Below are 17,652 nucleotides of genomic sequence, written 5' to 3'. Positions count from 1 at the left end.
CCCGCCGCGCTGAGCGGAGGGGGCCTCGGAAGTCCGGCCGCGGAGTGCGGAATCCGCGTCAGCCGTTGGACGCCTTCTCATATGCCGAGACGACTTCCTCCGTGGGTCCGTCCATCAGGAGCTCGCCCTTTTCCAGCCACAGCACCCGGTCACAGGTGTCGCGGATGGACTTGTTGTTGTGGCTCACCAGAAAGACCGTGCCGGCCTTCTCCCGCAGTTCGCGGATGCGGTTCTCGGAACGCACCTGGAAGCTGCGGTCACCGGTGGCCAGCGCCTCGTCGATCATCAGGACGTCGTGGTCCTTGGCCGCCGCGATGGAGAAGCGCAGTCGCGCCGCCATACCGGAGGAGTAGGTGCGCATCGGCAGGGAAATGAAGTCGCCCTTCTCGTTGATGCCCGAGAAGTCGACGATGTCCTGGTAGCGCTCCTTGATCTGCTCGCGGCTCATGCCCATTGCGAGACCGCCGAGGACGATGTTGCGCTCGCCGGTGAGGTCGTTCATCAGCGCCGCGTTCACGCCCAGCAGCGACGGCTGGCCGTCGGTGTAGACCTTGCCCTCCTCGCAGGGCAGGAGGCCCGCGATGGCGCGCAGCAGGGTCGACTTGCCGGAGCCGTTCGAGCCGATGAGGCCGATCGCCTCGCCCCGGTACGCGGTGAAGGAGACCCCGCGTACGGCGTGGACACGGCGGACGCCCGGCGCGTCGCCCTTGCCCCGGCGCATTATCTTGCTCAGCGCCGCGGTGGCGCTGCCCTTGCCGGAGCTGCCGGTGTTGACGCGGTAGACGATGTGGACGCCGTCCGCGATGACGGTGGGAATGCGTCCCTGGGTGTTCTCAGCCACGGCCGTAACGCTCCTCAGCCTTCCAGAAGTACACGAACCCGCCGAGGCCGATCACGACGGCCCAGCCGACCGCGAACGCCCAGACGTGCGGCGGCAGGTTCTCCGCGCCGTACTTGTCGATCAGCGCGAACCGGATCAGGTCCATGTAGATCGCCGCCGGGTTCCACTGGAGCGCGTCCGCGATCCAGGCCGGCCTGTCGTGGAGCATCGTGCTGATCGAGAACATGACGCCGGAGGCGTACATCCACGTACGGGTGACGAACGGCATCAGCTGCGCGAGGTCGGGGGTCTTGGAGCCCATCCGCGCGAAGATCATGGCGAGGCCGGTGTTGAAGACGAACTGCAGCACGAGCACGGGGATGACCAGCAGCCAGGACAGCCGCGGGAAGTTCCCGAAGGCCATCACGACCACGAACACGACGATCATCGAGTAGAGCAGCTGCTGGAGCTGCTGCATCGAGAAGGAGATCGGCAGGGAGGCCCGCGGGAAGTGCAGCGCTCGGACCAGGCCGAGGTTCCCGGGGATCGCCCGGACACCTGCCATCAGCGAGCTCTGGGTGAAGGTGAAGACGAAGATGCCGATCACCAGGAAGGGGATGTAGACCCCCTTCGGCATGCCGCGGTCCGCCTTGAGGATCAGCGCGAAGATCAGCCAGTAGACCAGGGCGTTCAGCAGTGGGGTCGCCACCTGCCAGACCTGGCCGAGCTTCGCCTGGCTGTACTGCGCGACCAGCTTGGCCCGGGAGAACGCCATGATGAAGTGGCGTCGGCCCCAGAGCTGGCGCACGTACTCGCCCAGACCGGGCCGGGCGCCGCTCACCGAGAGGCCGTACTTCCTGGCGAGCTCCGCGGCGCTCAGCCCCGCGTCGGCGGACGGCGGCTTGCTCGTGGCAAGGGCGCCGTCGTGGGTTGTGTCACTCACAAGTTGAAACTTTCGTCTTCAAGATGCGGCCAGGTCGGGCATCAGGCCAGTGGCACGAGGCCCATGATCGCGTCATGTTCGCAGACGCGGGCTGGTCAGATGACAGGTGGTCGGCCCAGACGGGTCAACCGCCAGACCGTACGCCATCTCATCGGGCGGCGGGGACCGCAGGGAGTCGTCCACCCCTCCCTGAAACCGCCGAACCAGGCCTTCAACGCCGGTCCCGAGGGCTTGCGCAGGAGCGTCAGCAGGAGCCAGACGCCCAGGTAGACCGGGACCAGAGGAGCGGGCAGGTTGCGGCGGGCGAGCCACACACGATTACGGGCCACCATACGGTGGTAAACGGCGTGCCGGGAGGGGGCGGTCGTCGGGTGCAGCAGCACCATGTCCGCTCGGTAGTCGATCGACCACCCGGCGTCGAGGGCCCGCCAGGCCAGGTCGGTCTCCTCGTGCGCGTAGAAGAAGTCCGCCGGAAGTGCCCCGACCTGCTCGAACACCTTGGTGCGCACGGCGTTCGCGCCGCCCAGGAAGGTGGTCACGCGGGAGGAGCGCATCGGGTCCGAGGCGCGCAGCCGGGGCACGTGGCGGCGCTGAGTGATGCCGGTCTCAGGGTCGGCGATCCGGAAGCTGACGATGCCGAGCCGCGCGTCCTCGGCGAAGGCCTGCCGGCACAGCTCGGCGGTGTCGGCGCGCTCCAGCAGACCGTCGTCGTCCAGGAAGAGCAGCGCGTCCACGTCGGAGCCGCCGGGGCCGAAGGCCTCGATGCCGACATTGCGCCCGCCGGGGATGCCCAGGTTCTCGGGCAGCGAGACGGAGCGCACGCCCTCGGGCAGGCCGGTGACCTCGACGCCCTGGCCCACGACGACGACCTCGACCGGATCGCCCTCCTGACGGGCCACCGAGTCGAGCAGGGCCTTCAGGTCGTCGGGGCGGTTGCCCATGGTGATGATCACGGCGCCCAGCCGCATCGGCGTACTCACTTGAGCCTGCTGGAGGCCAGGATCGACACCAGGTGCAGCACGGTCTGGAGCAGCGCGATGCCGGCGAGGACGGCCACACCGACGCGGGACCAGAACAGGTCGCCGCGGATCTGGTCCGCGACGGCCAGCACCAGGATGAGCAGCGAGGCCTCGATGCCCAGGACCAGGCGGTGGAACTTCAGCGCGGCAGCGGCCCGGCGCGCGAGCGCCATGCCGGACGAGCGCGGCTCGGCCGCCGCGTCCTTGACCACCGGCTTCCCCGCCTGGTGGCGGGCGACACCGACGAGGTCGGTCTCGGCCTTGATCAGGATCGCGCCGAGTGCCGCGAGGGTCCCCAGGAACGCCCACAGCCAGTCGACCGGCCCGGTGCCCCACAGGTCGGCGGCGCGCAGGCCGAAGCCGACCAGCACCGCCGCGTCGCACAGGTAGGCGCCGACCCGGTCCAGGTACACGCCGGAGAGCGAGAACTGCTTCTTCCAGCGGGCGACCTCGCCGTCGACGCAGTCGAGCAGCAGGTACAGCTGGACCATGACGACGCCGAGGACGGCGCCCCAGATGCCCGGCACCAGCAGGGCCGGGGCGGCGAGGACACCGGCCAGGGTCATCACGTAGGTCAGCTGGTTGGGCGTGACCTTGGTGGTGACCAGGTAGCGGGTGATGCGCAGGGAGATCTCGCGCATGTAGAGGCGCCCGCCCCAGTGCTCGCCGCTGACCCGGTCCTTGACGCCCGCCGGGTGTACGACGGGCCGGAGTTCAGCTACGGATGGTCTTGGCATAGTCGGCGTAAGCGTCCCTGATCTCGGCTGCGGACAGGTTGAGGTGCTCCAGGATCGTGAAGCGTCCCGGGCGGGTCTGGGGGGCGTACTCGACGGCCGTGACGAACTCGTCGATGCTGAAGCCGATCTCCTCCGGGGCCACCGGCAGGCCGTGCCGGCGCAGCACCTCGACGAAGAGGCCGGACTGCTCCTCGGCCCCGCGCAGGTGCATCGCGAAGGCGGCGCCGAGGCCGACCTGCTCGCCGTGGAGCGCGGAGCGCCCCGGGTAGAGCAGGTCGAAGGCGTGGCTGATCTCGTGGCAGGCGCCGGAGGCCGGGCGGGTGTCCCCACTGATCGACATGGCGATGCCGGTGAGGACCAGCGCCTCGGAGAGCACGGTGAGGAACTCGTCGTCGCCGCATCCGCCGGGGTGGCGCAGCACGGACTGGCCGGCGGTACGGGCCATGGCGGCGGCCAGGCCGTCGACGGGCTCGCCGGTGATCTCGTGCGAGAGCTCCCAGTCGGCGATGGCCGAGATGTTGGAGATCGCGTCGCCGACGCCGGCGCGGATGAACCGCACGGGGGCTTCCTTGATCACATCGAGGTCGATCACCATGGCGATCGGCGTGGGGACGCCGTAGGAGCCGCGGCCGTTGTCGTTGTCCAGGATGGACACCGGCGAGCAGATGCCGTCGTGCGAGAGGTTGGTGGCGACGGCCACCATGGGCAGCCCGACCCGCGCCGCGGCGTACTTCGCCACGTCGATGATCTTGCCGCCGCCCAGGCCCACGACGGCGTCGTAGCGGCGGCCCTTTATGTCGTCGGCCAGCTTGACCGCGGAGTCGATGGTGCCGTCGACGACGGCGTACCAGTCGGCGTGCGGAAGTACCGGTTCCAGCTTGGCGCGCAGCGCGACGCCGGAGCCGCCGCTGATCGCGATCGCCAGCTTGCCGGACGCGGAGATCCGCTGGTCGGCCAGGAGGCCGGCCAGGTCGTCCATCGCGCCGCGACTGATGTCGACGACGAGGGGCGAGGGGATGAGCCTCGTCAGTACTGGCATGCGATCGTCCGGCCCTTGGCGAGGTCGTCGTGGTTGTCGATCTCGACCCACTTGACGTCGCCGATGGGTGCCACGTCGATGGTGAATCCGTCGTTGACCAGCTGCTGGTAGCCGTCCTCGTAGTAGAGGTCGGGGTCGCGCTCGAAGGTGGTCTTCAGCGCGTCGGCCAGCTGCTCGGCGGCCTCGGCCTCGATGAGGGTGACACCGATGTACTCGCCCGTCGCGTCGGCCGGGTCCATCAGCTTCGTGATCTTCTGGACGCCCTTCCCGTCGGCGGTGACGACCTTCATCTCCTCGTCGGCCAGGTTCTTGACCGTGTCGAGGGCGAGGATGATCTTCTGGCCGTTGCCGCGGGCGGCGAGCAGGGTCTTCTCGACGGAGACCGGGTGGACGGTGTCGCCGTTGGCGAGGATCACACCCTGCTTGAGGACCTCACGCGCGCACCACAGGGAGTAGGCGTTGTTCCACTCCTCGGCCTTGTCGTTGTCGATCAGCGTGATCTTGACGCCGTACTTGGCCTCCAGGGCCTCCCGGCGCGCGTACACGGCTTCCTTGCGGTAGCCGACGACGATGGCGACCTCGGTGAGGCCGACCTCGGCGAAGTTGCCGAGGGTGAGGTCGAGAACCGTGATGCTCTCCTCGTCGCCCTGGGGACCGACGGGCACGAGGGCCTTGGGCAGGGTGTCGGTGTAGGGACGCAGACGGCGTCCGGCACCGGCAGCGAGTACAAGGCCGATCATGCTGGTTCTCCTTCGTCATGTACGGCGGGTGCTCCGGAGGAGACCCAGAATCGGATGCTCTCCACGAGCACCACGAGTGCCACGAACACGGCCATGGCCGTGAGCGCGACGGGGAACACGTCACGGGCGAGGACGACGGACAGGACCACGGTCAGCAGGACCCGGCCCTCGTGACCGCCGGTCGTCCGCACCAGCCAGTGCGGCGGCGCGCCCGAACCACCACGGATGCGGTAGACCGTGTCGTAGTGATGGTAGGCGACCGCCGCGACCAGTCCGAATGCGGCGGGAAGGGCTCCGGGCACGTCCGCCTTGGCGGCGAGCGCGAGGACGGTCACGTACTCGGCGAACCGGAAGAGCGGCGGGACGAGCCAGTCGAGGGGGCCCCTGAGGGGACCGGAGACGGCGGCGCCGGCGAAGAAGACGTAGCCCGCGGCGGTCCCGATCAGCCAGGTGGCGCCGAAGTCGCGGACCACGGCCCCGCCGACCATCAGCACGGAGCCGGCCAGGGCCAGGACCACCGCTTCGTAGTTCGGCCGCCGCTTCGTGGGACGGGCCGGGCCGGTCCAGGCGAGCACGGCGGAGTCGGCGAGGTCCGCGAGGGCCTGGGTGGCCCGGTCGGTGCGTGTGGCCTTGCGCGTCAGCGAGCGCAGGACCCGGCCGGCGGTGGTGTAGAGCGCGCCGAAGGCGCAGCCGACCAGCAGGGCGTAGAAGACGATCCGGGGGGTGGTGAAGGCGGTCAGGACCGCGATCATCGCCCAGCGCTCACCGATCGGCAGGATGATCATCCGCCGGGCCCAGACCGTCCAGCCGACGCTGTCGAGCTTGTCCGACAGGGCCGCCGTGGGACTCGTATTGGCGGTCGCGTCGTGGTTGGCCTCGTTGAAGGAGAAGTCCACGACGTGCCGGCAGGTCATGAGGATCATGGCGCCGAGCGCGAGCCCCCACACGTCGTCGCCGTTCCTGGCCGCGCCGAGCGCGAGGCCCGCGTAGAAGGAGTACTCCTTCGCGCGGTCGAAGGTCGCGTCGAGCCAGGCGCCCATCGTCGAGTACTGGAGCGAGTAGCGGGCCAGCTGCCCGTCGGTGCAGTCCAGGACGAAGGAGACGAGGAGCAGCACACCGGCCGCGACGTAGCCCCAGCGCTCGCCGGTGGCGGCGCAGCCGGCCGCGATCAGCGCGGTGACCAGCGAAGCGGTGGTGACCTGGTTCGGGGTCAGGCCGCGGCGCGCGCACCAGCGGGCGATGTAGCGCGAGTACGGGCTGATGAAGAAGGTGGTGAAGAAGCCGTCGCGGGACTTCACGGCGGTCCGCAGGCGGACGGCCTCGTCGTCGACGGCGGCGACGGCGGCGCTCGCCGCGTCCCGGTCCGCCGCGGTGGCGGGGACGGTGGCGACGAGGGTGCCGAGCTCGGGGCGCTGGACGGCGGTCCCGGAGGCCTCGACCGCGGCGGCGAGCCGGTCCGCGTAGGGGCCGGTGCCCGCGGGGGCGTCGGCCACGGCCTTGTCGAGGGCCTCGCGGGCGCCGGACTGGACGGCGAGTGCGCCGGTGACCGCGCAGGCGTCGAAGCGCGGGTCGGTCAGCGCGAGGCGCAGCGCGTGCACGTGCCCGACGAAGGCGCTGTCCACGACGGCCACCCGCTGGTCGGCGGGTACGGCGGCCAGCGCGGCGGCGGTGTCCTCGGGACCGGCGGCGGGCCGGACGTCGAAGCCGAGGGAGCGCAGCTCGTCAGCGAGCGGTGATCCGGGGACCGGCAGGCCGGTGAGGATGACGGTCGGCAGACGAACTCACTCCTTGTAACGGATTCCGAACGGGCGCCACTGGGGGGCGGCGACACGTCGGCAGAGGCTATCGGATGAATGGAAGCAGGGGTTCACCACCCGTTTACGCCCCGATAAGCCGAATATTCCCGGCCCGGGCCCGGGCGTGATCATCATTGACGATCACGGCGCGATACCACAAACAGCGTCGATGTTACGGTGGACACGCCCCTGATCGTGTCGAGTGGAAGAGGTGGGTTGATGACCGTCGTAGTGATCGCGGCCATGCGCGGCGAACTCCGGTGCATCCCCCATTTCCTCCGGGCGTCCGGCCGGGCCTGATCACGCGCTCCGCGCGCTGAACGGCCTCGTCGGCCGGAGCCCCCGTTCAAGGGTTCACGTTGACCGACACCACTTTCATTGAGGCTTTCTTCACCCTGCACCGCGGCCTGCCCCGGCAGGCTCCCGGTTCCGACGCGAGCACCCGGCACCTGCTGTCCCTGTGCGGACCCCTGCCCGAGCGGCCGCGCGTCCTCGACCTCGGCTGCGGTCCGGGCCGCAGCGCCCTGCTGCTCGCGGCCGAGGCGGGACGTCCCGGATCCGGCGGCGCCGAGGTGACCGCCGTCGACCTGTACGAGCCGTTCCTCGAAGAGCTCCGTACGGCCGCCGAGGCCCGCGGACTCGCCGATCGCGTCCGCACCGTCACGGCGGACATGGGCGCACTCCCCCGCGAGGACTTCGAGGACGGCTCCTTCGACCTCGTCTGGGCCGAGGGCTCCGCCTACCTCATCGGCTTCGCCACCGCGCTGGCGCGGTGGCGCCGGCTGCTCGCCCCCGGCGGCACGATCGTGCTGACCGAGTGCGAGTGGACCGTCGAGGAGCCGTCCGCGGGCGCCCGCGCCTTCTGGGACGAGGAGTGTCCGCTGCGCACCACCGCGGGCACCGTCGCAGCCGCCCAGGCTTCGGGGTACCAGGTGCTCGGCGTGCACCACCTGCCCGACTCCGACTGGGCCGAGTACTACGGCCCGCTCGCCGAGCGGGTCCGCGCCCGTTCCCACGACGGATCCGCCCCGAACCCCGCGATGGAGGCCGCGCTGGCCGCCACCCGCGAGGAGCTCGACGTGCGGGCCCGCCACGGGCACGAGTACGGGTACACGGGCTACGTCCTGCGCCCGGTGACTGCGGGCGACGGCGGCGCCTGGCCCGTCCGCCCGGAGACGGCGGCCGACGTGGCCGCCGTACGCGACGTCAACCTGGCGGCGTTCGGGACCCCGCTGGAGGCGGATCTCGTGGACGCGCTGCGCACCGACACCTCCTGGGTGCCCGGGCTGTCGTACGTGGCCGAGGGCCCCGACGGGTCGGTGGCCGCGCACGCCCTGCTCACCGTGTGCGAGGTCGACGGGGTACGGGCGCTCGCGCTCGCCCCGGTGGCCGCCGATCCTGCGTTCCAGCGCTCGGGCGCGGGCAGCTCGGTCGTACGGGCACTGCTCGCGGCGGCGAAGGAGCGCGGGGAGTCCCTGGTCCTGGTGCTGGGACACCCGGAGTACTACCCGCGCTTCGGTTTCGTGCCGGCCTCGCGCTTCGGGATCAGGGCGCCCTTCGAGGTGCCCGACGAGGCGATGATGGCGCTGGTCCTGGACGATTCCGTCCCGGTGCCGACGGGCACGATCAGGTACCCGGCCCCGTTCGGAGTCTGACGCGGGGGCGCGGCGGGCGCCGTGACGCGAAGTGATCCGCCCCCGTCGCATATCACGCGGCGGGGGCGGACATGCGCGGATCTCCGAAGTGGGGACAAGCCTCTTTTGTACGGCAGACTGAAGGCCGAGTCCGAAGCGAAGGATGGGTATGCCGACCACACCAGCCACCGCCGCGAACAGCGCGACCAACGGCACCGGGACCCAAGAACCGATCATGCTCGAACTGGTCGACGAGTCCGGGAACACGATCGGCACGGCGGAGAAACTCTCCGCCCATCAGGCACCCGGGCAGTTGCACCGGGCGTTCTCCGTGTTCCTCTTCGACGAGCAGGGGCGTCTGCTGCTCCAGCAGCGGGCCCTCGGGAAGTACCACTCCCCCGGCGTCTGGTCGAACACCTGTTGCGGTCACCCCTACCCCGGGGAGTCGCCGTTCGCGGCGGCGGCCCGGCGGACCCACGAGGAGCTGGGGCTGTCGCCCTCGCTCCTCGCGGAGGCGGGAACGGTGCGCTACAACCACCCGGACCCGGCGTCGGGTCTGGTGGAGCAGGAGTACAACCACCTGTTCGTGGGACTCGCGCAGGCGGCTCTGCGGCCGGATCCGGAGGAGGTCGGGGACACCGCCTTCGTCACCGCCGAGGAATTGGCGAAGCGGCATGCCGAAGTGCCGTTCTCGGCCTGGTTCATGACCGTGCTGGACGCGGCGCGGCCCGCGATCCGCGAGCTGACCGGTGAAGCCGCGGGCTGGTAGCCCCTGCATCGGTACGTCGGTACGGCCGTACTCCGGTCAGCCGGCCGGGGTCGCGGAGGCCGGGGCAGGGGCGGGAGCGGCCGGTGCGGTGATCGGCAGGGCCGCCCAGATGACCTTGCCGCCGGTCGAGGTGTGCTCGACGTCGCAGACCCCGCCCGCCTCCCGCGTGATCTCCCGTACCAGGAGCAGACCCCGGCCGCCGGTCTGGCCGAAATCGGCCTCCAGCGCCTTGGGCCGGTACGGGTGGTTGTCCTCGACGGCCACCCGTACCCACTCCCGGCCGATCGCGACCTCGACCGCGACCTCCGGGGAGAGCAGGGCGGCGTGCCGGACCGAGTTCGTCACCAGTTCGGAGACGATCAGCAGGAGCGCGTACACGAGGTCCTGCTGGGCGGGCACGCCTTGGCGCCCGAGGAGGTCCCGGACCGCACGGCGAGCCTGCGGAACGGATTCTTCTACGGCGGGAGCGGTGAACCGCCACACTCCCTCGTACGCGAGGGGGTCGGCCGGAGCCTCCGGCTCCCCCTCCCTGGCTGGCGGGACGTTCCCGCTGACATCCATCTTCCGTCCCCCGTCTTCGCGCTCGATCGTCTCCACGCGTCCAGAGTGGGTAACGGGCTGGTCGGGACCGGACCGCTGACCATAAGTCAGCGTGATTCGGACACATTCTGACCGCTGGCGTATGACAGAGTCAGTTGTTCGACCGTTCCTGATTTTCCACGGGATGTTTCCCGGCCGCCTCGCGCGCCATCTCCGCCGTGTCCGCCTCCGCCCGGCGTCCCGTCTTCCCTGACCAGCCCCAGGATGCCCCGGGCCCCGTGCCCGTGGCCACCCGGTCGGCGGCCCGATCGACGGCCCGGGATAGCATCCGGCGCATGGACGCAGCCCGGGACGCAGCCCTCCTGCACACGGTCGCCGACGGGGTCGCCACCGTCGTCATCTCCCACCCCGCCAAGCGGAACGCCATGACGGCCGCGATGTGGCGGGCCCTGCCCGAGCTGCTGGCGGACCTGGCGGCCGACCCCGCCGTACGGGTCCTCGTCCTGACCGGCGCGGGACCGACCTTCTGCGCGGGCGCGGACATCTCCTCGCTGACCGGGAACGACGAGCCGCAGGCACTCGCCGTCGCCGCGGAGGATGCGCTGGCCGCCTTCCCGAAGCCGACGCTGGCGGCGATCCGCGGGTTCTGCGTGGGCGGCGGCAGCCAGCTGGCCGCGGCCTGCGATCTTCGGTTCGCGGAGGAGGGGTCGTCGTACGGGGTGACCCCGGCGAAGCTGGGCATCGTCTACCCGGCCTCCTCCACCAGGCGGCTGACGGCCCTGGTCGGCCCGGCCGCCGCCAAGTACCTCCTCTTCTCGGCGGAGTTGATCGACGCGGACCGGGCGCTGCGGACCGGCTTCCTCGACGAGCTGCTGCCGGCCGGCCAACTGGACAAGCGGGTGGCCGAGTTCACGCGCGTACTGGTCTCGCGCTCGCAGCTCACCCAGGCCGCGGCCAAGGAGTTCGCGGACGGGCGGACGGACCGCGACGGGTACTGGGCGGCGCAGGCGGCCGGAAGCGGCGACACCGCGGAGGGCGTCGCCGCGTTCCTGGAGCGCCGGGCACCCGACTTCCGCTGGCCGACGGAGGGCCTGCGCGCGCAAGGCCTGCCTACAGAGGACTGACCGCCCGCAGTCGCGCGACCATCTCGACCGGGGCCTTGGCCGGGGAGCCCGCGTCGTAGGGCGGCTGGGGGTCGTACTCGGTCATCAGCTGGACGGTCTGGGCGTACTCGTCCCCGGCGATCCTGCCCAGCAGGGTGAGGCCCATGTCGATCCCGGCGGAGACACCCGCGGCGGTGACGTACTTCCCGTCGGACACCACCCGCTCCCCGGTGGGCTCGGCCCCGAACCGCGGCAGCTGGTCCAGGAACAGCCAGTGGCTCGCGGCCCGCCGCCCGTCGAGCAGCCCGGCGGCGGCCAGCAGCAGGGAGCCTGTGCAGACGGACGTCGTCCAGGTGGTGGTGGCGTCGACGGCCCGCAGCCAGTCGAGGACCGCGGGATTCTTCATCTCGATCTCGGGATGCGGTCCGCCGGGCACGACGACGATGTCGGGCCGGGTCACCTCGTGGAGCGCCTTGTCGGCGACGAGGGCGAGCGACCCGTTGTCGGTCCGCACGGGCCCGGGACGCTCGGACACGAACACGGTCTCGGCGCCCTGGAGGCGGCCGAGCGTGTCGAAGGGCCCGATGGCGTCGAGGGCGGTGAAGCGGTCGTAGAGCAGTACGGCGATCTGCATGGCTCCTCCGGAGCGGTCGATCGGCGCCGCCCCCGGCCGGGGACGGCAGGTCTGTCGGCGCGCGCCCGGACCGGGGCCGGGCGCGGCCCCGGGTACGGGGCGTGCCGAGGTCAGGCGCCGAAGCGGCGGCGGTACTCGGCCGGGGACTGGCCCAGGGTCTTCACGAAGGCCCGGCGCAGCGCCTCGGGCGTGCCGTAGCCGCACGCCCGGGAGATCTGGGCGACGCCCTCGCGGCTGTCCTCCAGCAGGCGCCGCGCGTGCTCGACCCGCACCCGCTCGACGTAGCGACCCGGCGTCGCCCCCGTCTCCGCCTGGAAGGCGCGCGAGAAGTGCCGCGGCGACAGCCTGGCCCGGGCGGCCAGCGCCTCGACGCTCAGGTCCCCGCCCGGATGCTCGGTGATGAACTGCTGCACGTCCCGCAACGGCTCCCGCCGCGCCGTCTGCGCCTCCAGCTGCGCGCTGAACTGGGCCTGGTTGCCGGGCCTGCGCAGGAACACCACCAGGTGCCGGGCGATCGTGAGCGCCACGTCCCGCCCATGGTCCTCTTCCACCAGCGCGAGCGCGAGGTCGATGCCCGCCGTGACCCCGGCCGAGGTGGCCACGGGCCCGTCCCGTACGTAGATGGGATCCGGCTCCACCGCGACGGCCGGGTAGTCCCGTGCCATCTGCTCGCACACGTACCAGTGCGTCGTCGCCCGCCGCCCGTCCAGCAGTCCCGCCTCGGCGAGCAGCAGCCCGCCCGTGCACACGGACACCAGCCGCCGCGCGCCACCCCCGTGAGCGCGCAGCCAGTCGGTGATCCGGGGCTCGAAGTCGGCCGTGTACCGGCCACCGGGCACGAGCAGGGTGGTTCCCCTCCCCGGCCGGGCGCTCTCCAGCTCTCCGTCCGGCATCAGGGTCAGCCCGCTGCTCGTGCGGACGGGCGCGCCGCCCGGCGACACCGTCCGGATCTCGTAACCCGGTCGGCCGGGGAACCGGGCCACGGCGGAGAACACCTCGACCGGCCCGGTCACGTCCAGGCTCTGCACCCCGTCGTAGAGGAGGACGAGCACGTTTCGCAACGACATGGCCTCATGGTGTGACGGAAGTCCGGTGGCCGCAATGCCGTGCATCCCACCTATCCGGCCATGCCCCTGGGGGCAGTGCGCGCCCGGATAGGATCGGGCCATCATGACTGCAACCCTCGTCGCCAAGAAGCTCACCGCCGCGCACGGTGAGCGCACGCTCTTCGCCGATCTCGACCTCGTCGTCGCGCCCGGCGACGTCATCGGCCTGGTCGGCGTGAACGGCGCCGGGAAGTCCACCCTGCTGCGCCTGCTCGCCGGGCTGGACACCCCCGAGACCGGTGAGCTGCGGCTCTCCCCGCCCACCGCCGCCGTGGGGCACCTCCCGCAGGAGCCGGAGCGCCGGGCCGCCGAGTCGGTACGGGATTTCCTGGCGCGCCGTACGGGCGTGGCCGCCGCGCAGGCGGAGCTCGACGCGGCGACGCAGGGGCTGGTGGACGGGACGCCGGGCGCGGACGACGCGTACGCGACCGCGCTGGACAGGTGGCTGGACCTCGGCGGCGCCGACCTCGACGAGCGGTCCGAGGAGGTCGCCGCCGAGCTCGGCCTCACGGTCGGCCTGGACCTGCCCATGACGGCGCTGTCCGGTGGCCAGGCGGCCCGCGCGGGCCTCGCCTCGCTGCTGCTGTCCCGCTACGACGTCTTCCTGCTCGACGAACCCACCAACGACCTGGACCTGGACGGTCTGGAGCGGCTGGAGCGGTTCGTCAAGGGGCTGCGCGCGGGCACCGTCGTGATCAGTCACGACCGCGAGTTCCTGACGCGGACCGTCACCAAGGTCCTCGAACTCGACCTGGCCCAGCAGCAGATCAACCTCTTCGGCGGCGGCTATGACGCCTACCTGGAGGAGCGCGAGCGCTCCCGCGACCACGCCCGCGAGGAGTACGAGGAGTACGCGGGCAAGAAGTCCGCCCTTGAGGGCCGGGCCCAGATGCAGCGCAACTGGATGGACAAGGGCGTACGCAACGCCCGTCGCAAGGCGAGCGACAACGACAAGATCGGCAAGAACCTGCGCGGCGAGTCCAGCGAGAAGCAGGCCGCCAAGGCCCGCCAGACGCAGCGGGCGATCGAGCGGCTGGAGGTCGTCGAGGAGCCCCGCAAGGAGTGGGAGCTGCGCATGGAGATCGCGGCGGCCCCGCGCTCAGGCTCGGTGGTGGCCACCCTGCGCGAAGCCGCGGTCAAGCGCGGGGACTTCCGCCTGGGCCCGGCGAGCCTCCAGATCGACTGGGCGGACCGGGTGGCGATCACCGGGGCCAACGGCGCGGGCAAGTCCACGCTGCTGGCCGTCCTGCTCGGCCGACTGGCGCCGGACTCCGGCTCCGCCACCCTCGGCTCCGGCGTCCTGATCGGCGAGGTCGACCAGGCCCGCGGCCTGTTCCTCGGCGACGAACCGCTGCTGGAGGCCTTCTGCGCGGCCGTCCCGGACACCGAGCCGGCCGAAGTCCGCACCCTGCTGGCCAAGTTCGGCCTCAAGGCGGCCCACGTCCTGCGCCCCGCGGCCACCCTGTCACCGGGCGAGCGCACCCGCGCCGCCCTGGCTCTGCTCCAGGGCCGCGGGGTGAACCTGCTGGTGCTGGACGAGCCGACCAACCACCTCGACCTCCCGGCGATCGAGCAGCTGGAGTCGGCCCTGGAGGCGTACGAGGGCACGCTCCTGCTGGTCACCCACGACCGCCGCATGCTGGACGCCGTCTCGGTGACCCGCCGCCTCCAGGTCTCCGACGGCAAGGTCACCGAGCTCTAGCCCGACAGGAATGGCAGTCGGCGGCACTTTGCGTTCCCGAGGTGCCAACCGGGGCGTGCGCGACTAGCCTTTGTAGGTGAGAGCCGCAACCGCGGAGCACACCGCCATGGCCGGAGTCTCGCGGCGGCAGGGGTGGAACCTCTGACGCGTGCCTGCTCCGGGACCGTGTGGCGTCCGAGCCGCACCGTGGCCGGACACCTGCTTCCGCATTTCCGGCGGCCCTGTATCCGATCCGTGCCGCACGTTTTTTCCTCGGCGGCCGCGGTTCCGCCCCCGCACACCTCGCAGAGGTGCGAGAGGGTGGAAGGAAAGGGAATCCCCATGCAAGCACAGCGAGCGAAGCGCCTTTTCGCGGCCTCCGCTGCCGGTCTCCTGCTGGCCGGCGGAGCCGCACTCGGCACCGCGGGCACCGCCTCGGCGGCAACCCCGGCCCAGCACGTCAGCTACGTCAACGGCGGCGGCTGCGGCGGCGATGACGACGACGACTGGGGTGGTCACCACAGTGGCTGGCGTCACGGCGGCTGGGACGATGACGACGACAACGGTTGGGGAGGACACGGTCGCGGACACGGCGGCTGGTAGCTGATCCGTCCCCTTCACAGCAGGCCCTGCGCGGACCGGTAACCGGGCCGCGCATCGGGCTGCCGCGGCGGTTTCAGCGCTCGTCCGGCCGGTCTGCCGGGGCGCGCCGGGTGCGGGCCATCCGGCGAGCCACGAAGCCCCTCGGGAGATGGCGGACCGCCAGCGCGTACGCCCTGTAGCGGCGGCCCGTGATGCTCAGCGGGCGGCGCAGCGCGAGGTCCCGCAGCGCCTGGTCCACCACGGCCTGCGGCTCCAGCCAGACCGCCTCGCGCAGCGCGCTGACGTCCATCCCGGCGCGTTCCTGGAACTCGGTGCGCGTGAAGCCCGGGACCACCGCCAGCACGCGGACTCCGTACGGTTCCATGTCCACCCGCAGTGACTCGCTGAACGCGGTGATCCAGGCCTTCGCGGCCCCGTACGTGCCGGTCGGCAGCAGTCCGGCCACCGAGGAGACGTTGACCACCGCGCCCCGGCGGCGCTCGCGCAGGCCCGGCAGCACGGCGTGGGTGAGCCGCAGCGGGACCTTGACCAGCAGGTCGAGCATCCGCTCCTCGTCCTCGACCGGGCTGTACGGGAAGGGCGCGGGCAGCCCGAAGCCCGCGTTGTTCACCAGGATGTCCACGGGCCGGGCCCGGTCGGCGAGCCGCTCGGCGACCGCCGCGAGGCCCGCCTCGTCGAGCAGGTCGGCGGGCAGCACCTCGACCGCCGTGCCGAACTCCCGGCCGAGGTCCCGGGCGACGGACCGCAGCCTGTCCTTGTCGCGGGCCACGAGGACCAGGCCGCAGCCCTTGGCGGCGAAGCCCCGGGCGAAGGCCGCGCCCAGTCCGGCGCTGGCCCCGGTGATCAGTACGGTGGTCAAGACGGCTTCACTTCCCGGCGGTCGGACACGTCACGGTGTGCGGTGTACTCCTGGGCGACGTCGACGAGGAAGCGGGCCTCGTCCGCCAGGTCCCCGCTCTTGTCGGAGGTCTGGATCGCGACGGTCAGCTCCAGGCCGGCCGTCTCGCCCGGCTGACCGGGCAGTCCGTCGAGTTTCGTCCGCCGCGCCTCCTTCAGTACGGAGGCCAGCGCGGCCGCGGTGCGGCGCTGCTCGGGGACCCCGCGGCCGGCGACCTGGCCGCGGGCGAGGTCCAGGGCGCCCTGGGAGACGTACTCCCCGAGGATCAGGATCGCGTCGCGCGTCTCGATGACCTTGCGGTAGACCAGCAGGTTGCGCGGGACCGGCGGCCACAGCAGCTCGACCACCCGCCCGGCCCGCGGCTTGTTCAGGGCCACGTGCGGGACGGCCTGGACCAGGTCGCGCCACAGCGGCCACAGCCGCCACGCGGTGACGATGTCGGCGGCGGTGCGGCGGAAGGTGAACAGCGTCGGCACGAGGATGCCCGCGGCGCGCAGCAGGCCGTGCACGTTCATGATCAGTGGCAGGGCGGGCATCGCCCAGGTGCTGCCGAACAGTGCCTTGAGCAGGTACGCGAACCAGAACACGCCGGCGAGCGCGGTCCCGAGGCCGAAGAGGCGCAGCCCGGCGGCCAGCCCCCGGCTCTCGGTGCGGCGGCTGTAGCGCCAGCACAGTGAGACGCAGATGGTGTTGGCGGTGAGGTGCGCGGAGATCAGCACCAGCCAGTAGGTGAGGGAGGGCACCGGGTCGCCGACCGGCGGCATGGTGTGCGTGCCGTGCGCGGGCGACGCCAGATCCAGCGCGACCAGCGTGGTGAGCCAGCCCGCCGTGGCCACCCAGGAGGCGAGCTGGAGCCGGCGGCGGCCGGTGGCGGAGGCCACGAAGTAGAGGACCGCGCCGGCGGAGAGGACGCCGGTGAGGTTGCGGATCATGCCGATGGTGTGGGCGTAGGAGGCCTCGCGTCTCATCGCGTAGGCGACGACGTCGGGGAGGTTCAGCGTCATCGCGGCGGCGGCGGTGGCGACGGCCAGCCACAGTCCGCGCTGCTGCCGGGAGCGCAGGGCGCCCGGGGCGCGCAGCAGGACCGCGATCCACAGGAACACCACGCTGGGGACCGACAGCCAGTTGCCGAAGGCGGTCAGGTCAGCTGCCATCGTGGCCCCACTCGTAGCCCATGGCGGACTCCAGCCGGGCGAGCGTGCCCCTGGCCTGGAGGGCCGACTGCGGGCCGGCGTTCGCCGTGCGGATGCGGATCATGCTGGCGAGCATCTCCGCCTCCTGCTCCTGGCGGGTGGTGTAGTTGGTGCGCCCGAGCACGGTGGGGGCGCCTCCGTCGGCCTCCTCGCCCTCCAGCGAGTGGTGGCCGAAGAGGATGTGGCCGAGCTCGTGGAGCACGATGTGCTCCCGGTGGAGCGGGGTGGTCTGCGCCTCGTAGAAGACGTAGTCGACGCTGGCGGTGCCGACCCACAGTCCGCAGACGCCGGACTCCGCCGCCTCCTTGGGGAGCGGGTGGAGCCGGATGGGACGGCCGCGCTGCTCGGCTATTCGGCCACACAGCGCGTCGAGTGAAAACGGGTGGGTCAATTCCAG

19 protein-coding genes are annotated in these 17,652 nt (G+C 71.8%); 6 read left to right on the top strand and 13 right to left on the bottom strand.

All coding sequences use genetic code 11. The features are described 5' to 3' along the window. Positions 1-58 precede the first annotated feature (58 nt). From OG737_RS26680 to OG737_RS26650, 7 genes are all read right to left on the bottom strand, one after another. On the bottom strand, positions 59-841 hold the full coding sequence (locus tag OG737_RS26680; RefSeq protein ID WP_328928737.1) for an ABC transporter ATP-binding protein: 783 nt from the start codon (positions 839-841) through the stop codon (positions 59-61). Then, the gene (locus tag OG737_RS26675) at positions 834-1,763 is read right to left on the bottom strand and encodes an ABC transporter permease (protein ID WP_328928736.1); all 930 of its coding nucleotides are present in this window, start codon (positions 1,761-1,763) and stop codon (positions 834-836) included. The genes OG737_RS26680 and OG737_RS26675 overlap by 8 nt, the downstream gene beginning before the upstream one ends. 95 nt (positions 1,764-1,858) lie before the next feature. Then, a complete protein-coding gene (locus OG737_RS26670; RefSeq protein ID WP_405922452.1) occupies positions 1,859-2,731 on the bottom strand; it encodes a glycosyltransferase family 2 protein in 873 nt (290 codons plus the stop codon). Between the two features lie 8 nt (positions 2,732-2,739). Then, positions 2,740-3,519, bottom strand: coding sequence for a CDP-alcohol phosphatidyltransferase family protein (locus tag OG737_RS26665; protein ID WP_328928735.1), 780 nt, complete (start codon positions 3,517-3,519; stop codon positions 2,740-2,742). Beyond that, on the bottom strand, positions 3,497-4,558 hold the full coding sequence (locus tag OG737_RS26660; RefSeq protein WP_328928734.1) for an iron-containing alcohol dehydrogenase family protein: 1,062 nt from the start codon (positions 4,556-4,558) through the stop codon (positions 3,497-3,499). The genes OG737_RS26665 and OG737_RS26660 overlap by 23 nt, the downstream gene beginning before the upstream one ends. Beyond that, the gene (locus tag OG737_RS26655; protein WP_328928733.1) at positions 4,546-5,298 is read right to left on the bottom strand and encodes a phosphocholine cytidylyltransferase family protein; all 753 of its coding nucleotides are present in this window, start codon (positions 5,296-5,298) and stop codon (positions 4,546-4,548) included. The genes OG737_RS26660 and OG737_RS26655 overlap by 13 nt, the downstream gene beginning before the upstream one ends. Beyond that, the gene (locus OG737_RS26650) at positions 5,295-6,920 is read right to left on the bottom strand and encodes a DUF5941 domain-containing protein (RefSeq protein WP_328928732.1); all 1,626 of its coding nucleotides are present in this window, start codon (positions 6,918-6,920) and stop codon (positions 5,295-5,297) included. Before OG737_RS26650 ends, OG737_RS26655 begins: the two co-directional genes overlap by 4 nt. On the opposite strand from OG737_RS26650, the gene OG737_RS26645 reads away from it, so the two are divergent. The 3 genes from OG737_RS26645 (at position 6,897) to idi (ending at position 9,497) form a co-directional block, all read left to right on the top strand. After that, positions 6,897-7,034, top strand: a complete 138-nt coding sequence (locus OG737_RS26645; RefSeq protein ID WP_328928731.1) for a hypothetical protein — start codon at positions 6,897-6,899, stop codon at positions 7,032-7,034. The two genes, OG737_RS26650 and OG737_RS26645, sit on opposite strands and share 24 nt — an antisense overlap. A gap of 419 nt (positions 7,035-7,453) precedes the next feature. Continuing rightward, positions 7,454-8,749, top strand: coding sequence for a GNAT family N-acetyltransferase (locus tag OG737_RS26640; RefSeq protein WP_405922075.1), 1,296 nt, complete (start codon positions 7,454-7,456; stop codon positions 8,747-8,749). A gap of 148 nt (positions 8,750-8,897) precedes the next feature. Further along, a complete protein-coding gene (gene idi / locus OG737_RS26635; RefSeq protein ID WP_328928729.1) occupies positions 8,898-9,497 on the top strand; it encodes an isopentenyl-diphosphate Delta-isomerase in 600 nt (199 codons plus the stop codon). A 36-nt stretch (positions 9,498-9,533) separates the two neighbouring features. Here the strand turns inward: idi and OG737_RS26630 are convergent, their stop codons facing one another. After that, entirely contained in the window at positions 9,534-10,094 is a 561-nt protein-coding gene (locus OG737_RS26630; RefSeq protein WP_328928728.1) for an ATP-binding protein, read from the bottom strand. 278 nt (positions 10,095-10,372) lie between these two features. Between OG737_RS26630 and OG737_RS26625 the strand changes: the two genes are divergently transcribed. After that, complete coding sequence (locus tag OG737_RS26625) at positions 10,373-11,161, top strand: enoyl-CoA hydratase/isomerase family protein (protein WP_328928727.1); 789 nt, start codon at positions 10,373-10,375, stop codon at positions 11,159-11,161. On the opposite strand, the gene OG737_RS26620 is transcribed toward OG737_RS26625, so the two are convergent. Both OG737_RS26620 and OG737_RS26615 read right to left on the bottom strand, forming a co-directional pair. Beyond that, on the bottom strand, positions 11,148-11,774 hold the full coding sequence (locus OG737_RS26620) for a DJ-1/PfpI family protein (RefSeq protein WP_328928726.1): 627 nt from the start codon (positions 11,772-11,774) through the stop codon (positions 11,148-11,150). The two genes, OG737_RS26625 and OG737_RS26620, sit on opposite strands and share 14 nt — an antisense overlap. A 110-nt stretch (positions 11,775-11,884) precedes the next feature. Then, positions 11,885-12,841, bottom strand: a complete 957-nt coding sequence (locus OG737_RS26615; RefSeq protein ID WP_405922074.1) for a GlxA family transcriptional regulator — start codon at positions 12,839-12,841, stop codon at positions 11,885-11,887. Positions 12,842-12,944: 103 nt separating this feature from the next. Here OG737_RS26615 and OG737_RS26610 point away from each other — a divergent pair, with 103 nt between their 5' ends. After that, complete coding sequence (locus tag OG737_RS26610) at positions 12,945-14,582, top strand: ABC-F family ATP-binding cassette domain-containing protein (protein ID WP_328928724.1); 1,638 nt, start codon at positions 12,945-12,947, stop codon at positions 14,580-14,582. 321 nt (positions 14,583-14,903) lie between these two features. Continuing rightward, a complete protein-coding gene (locus tag OG737_RS26605; protein ID WP_328928723.1) occupies positions 14,904-15,164 on the top strand; it encodes a hypothetical protein in 261 nt (86 codons plus the stop codon). A 73-nt stretch (positions 15,165-15,237) separates the two neighbouring features. On the opposite strand, the gene OG737_RS26600 is transcribed toward OG737_RS26605, so the two are convergent. The 3 genes from OG737_RS26600 to OG737_RS26590 are packed head-to-tail and all read right to left on the bottom strand — an operon-like array spanning position 15,238 to position 17,646. Beyond that, positions 15,238-16,023, bottom strand: a complete 786-nt coding sequence (locus OG737_RS26600; protein WP_405922073.1) for an SDR family NAD(P)-dependent oxidoreductase — start codon at positions 16,021-16,023, stop codon at positions 15,238-15,240. Then, positions 16,020-17,216, bottom strand: coding sequence for an MAB_1171c family putative transporter (locus OG737_RS26595; RefSeq protein WP_328928721.1), 1,197 nt, complete (start codon positions 17,214-17,216; stop codon positions 16,020-16,022). Before OG737_RS26595 ends, OG737_RS26600 begins: the two co-directional genes overlap by 4 nt. Then, the gene (locus tag OG737_RS26590) at positions 17,206-17,646 is read right to left on the bottom strand and encodes a hypothetical protein (RefSeq protein WP_328928720.1); all 441 of its coding nucleotides are present in this window, start codon (positions 17,644-17,646) and stop codon (positions 17,206-17,208) included. Before OG737_RS26590 ends, OG737_RS26595 begins: the two co-directional genes overlap by 11 nt. Positions 17,647-17,652 lie beyond the last annotated feature (6 nt).

Origin of the sequence: Streptomyces sp. NBC_00122 (genome assembly GCF_045160845.1) — a bacterium.
Classification (GTDB): domain Bacteria; phylum Actinomycetota; class Actinomycetes; order Streptomycetales; family Streptomycetaceae; genus Streptomyces.
This window is presented reverse-complemented; position numbering and strand designations above follow the sequence as displayed.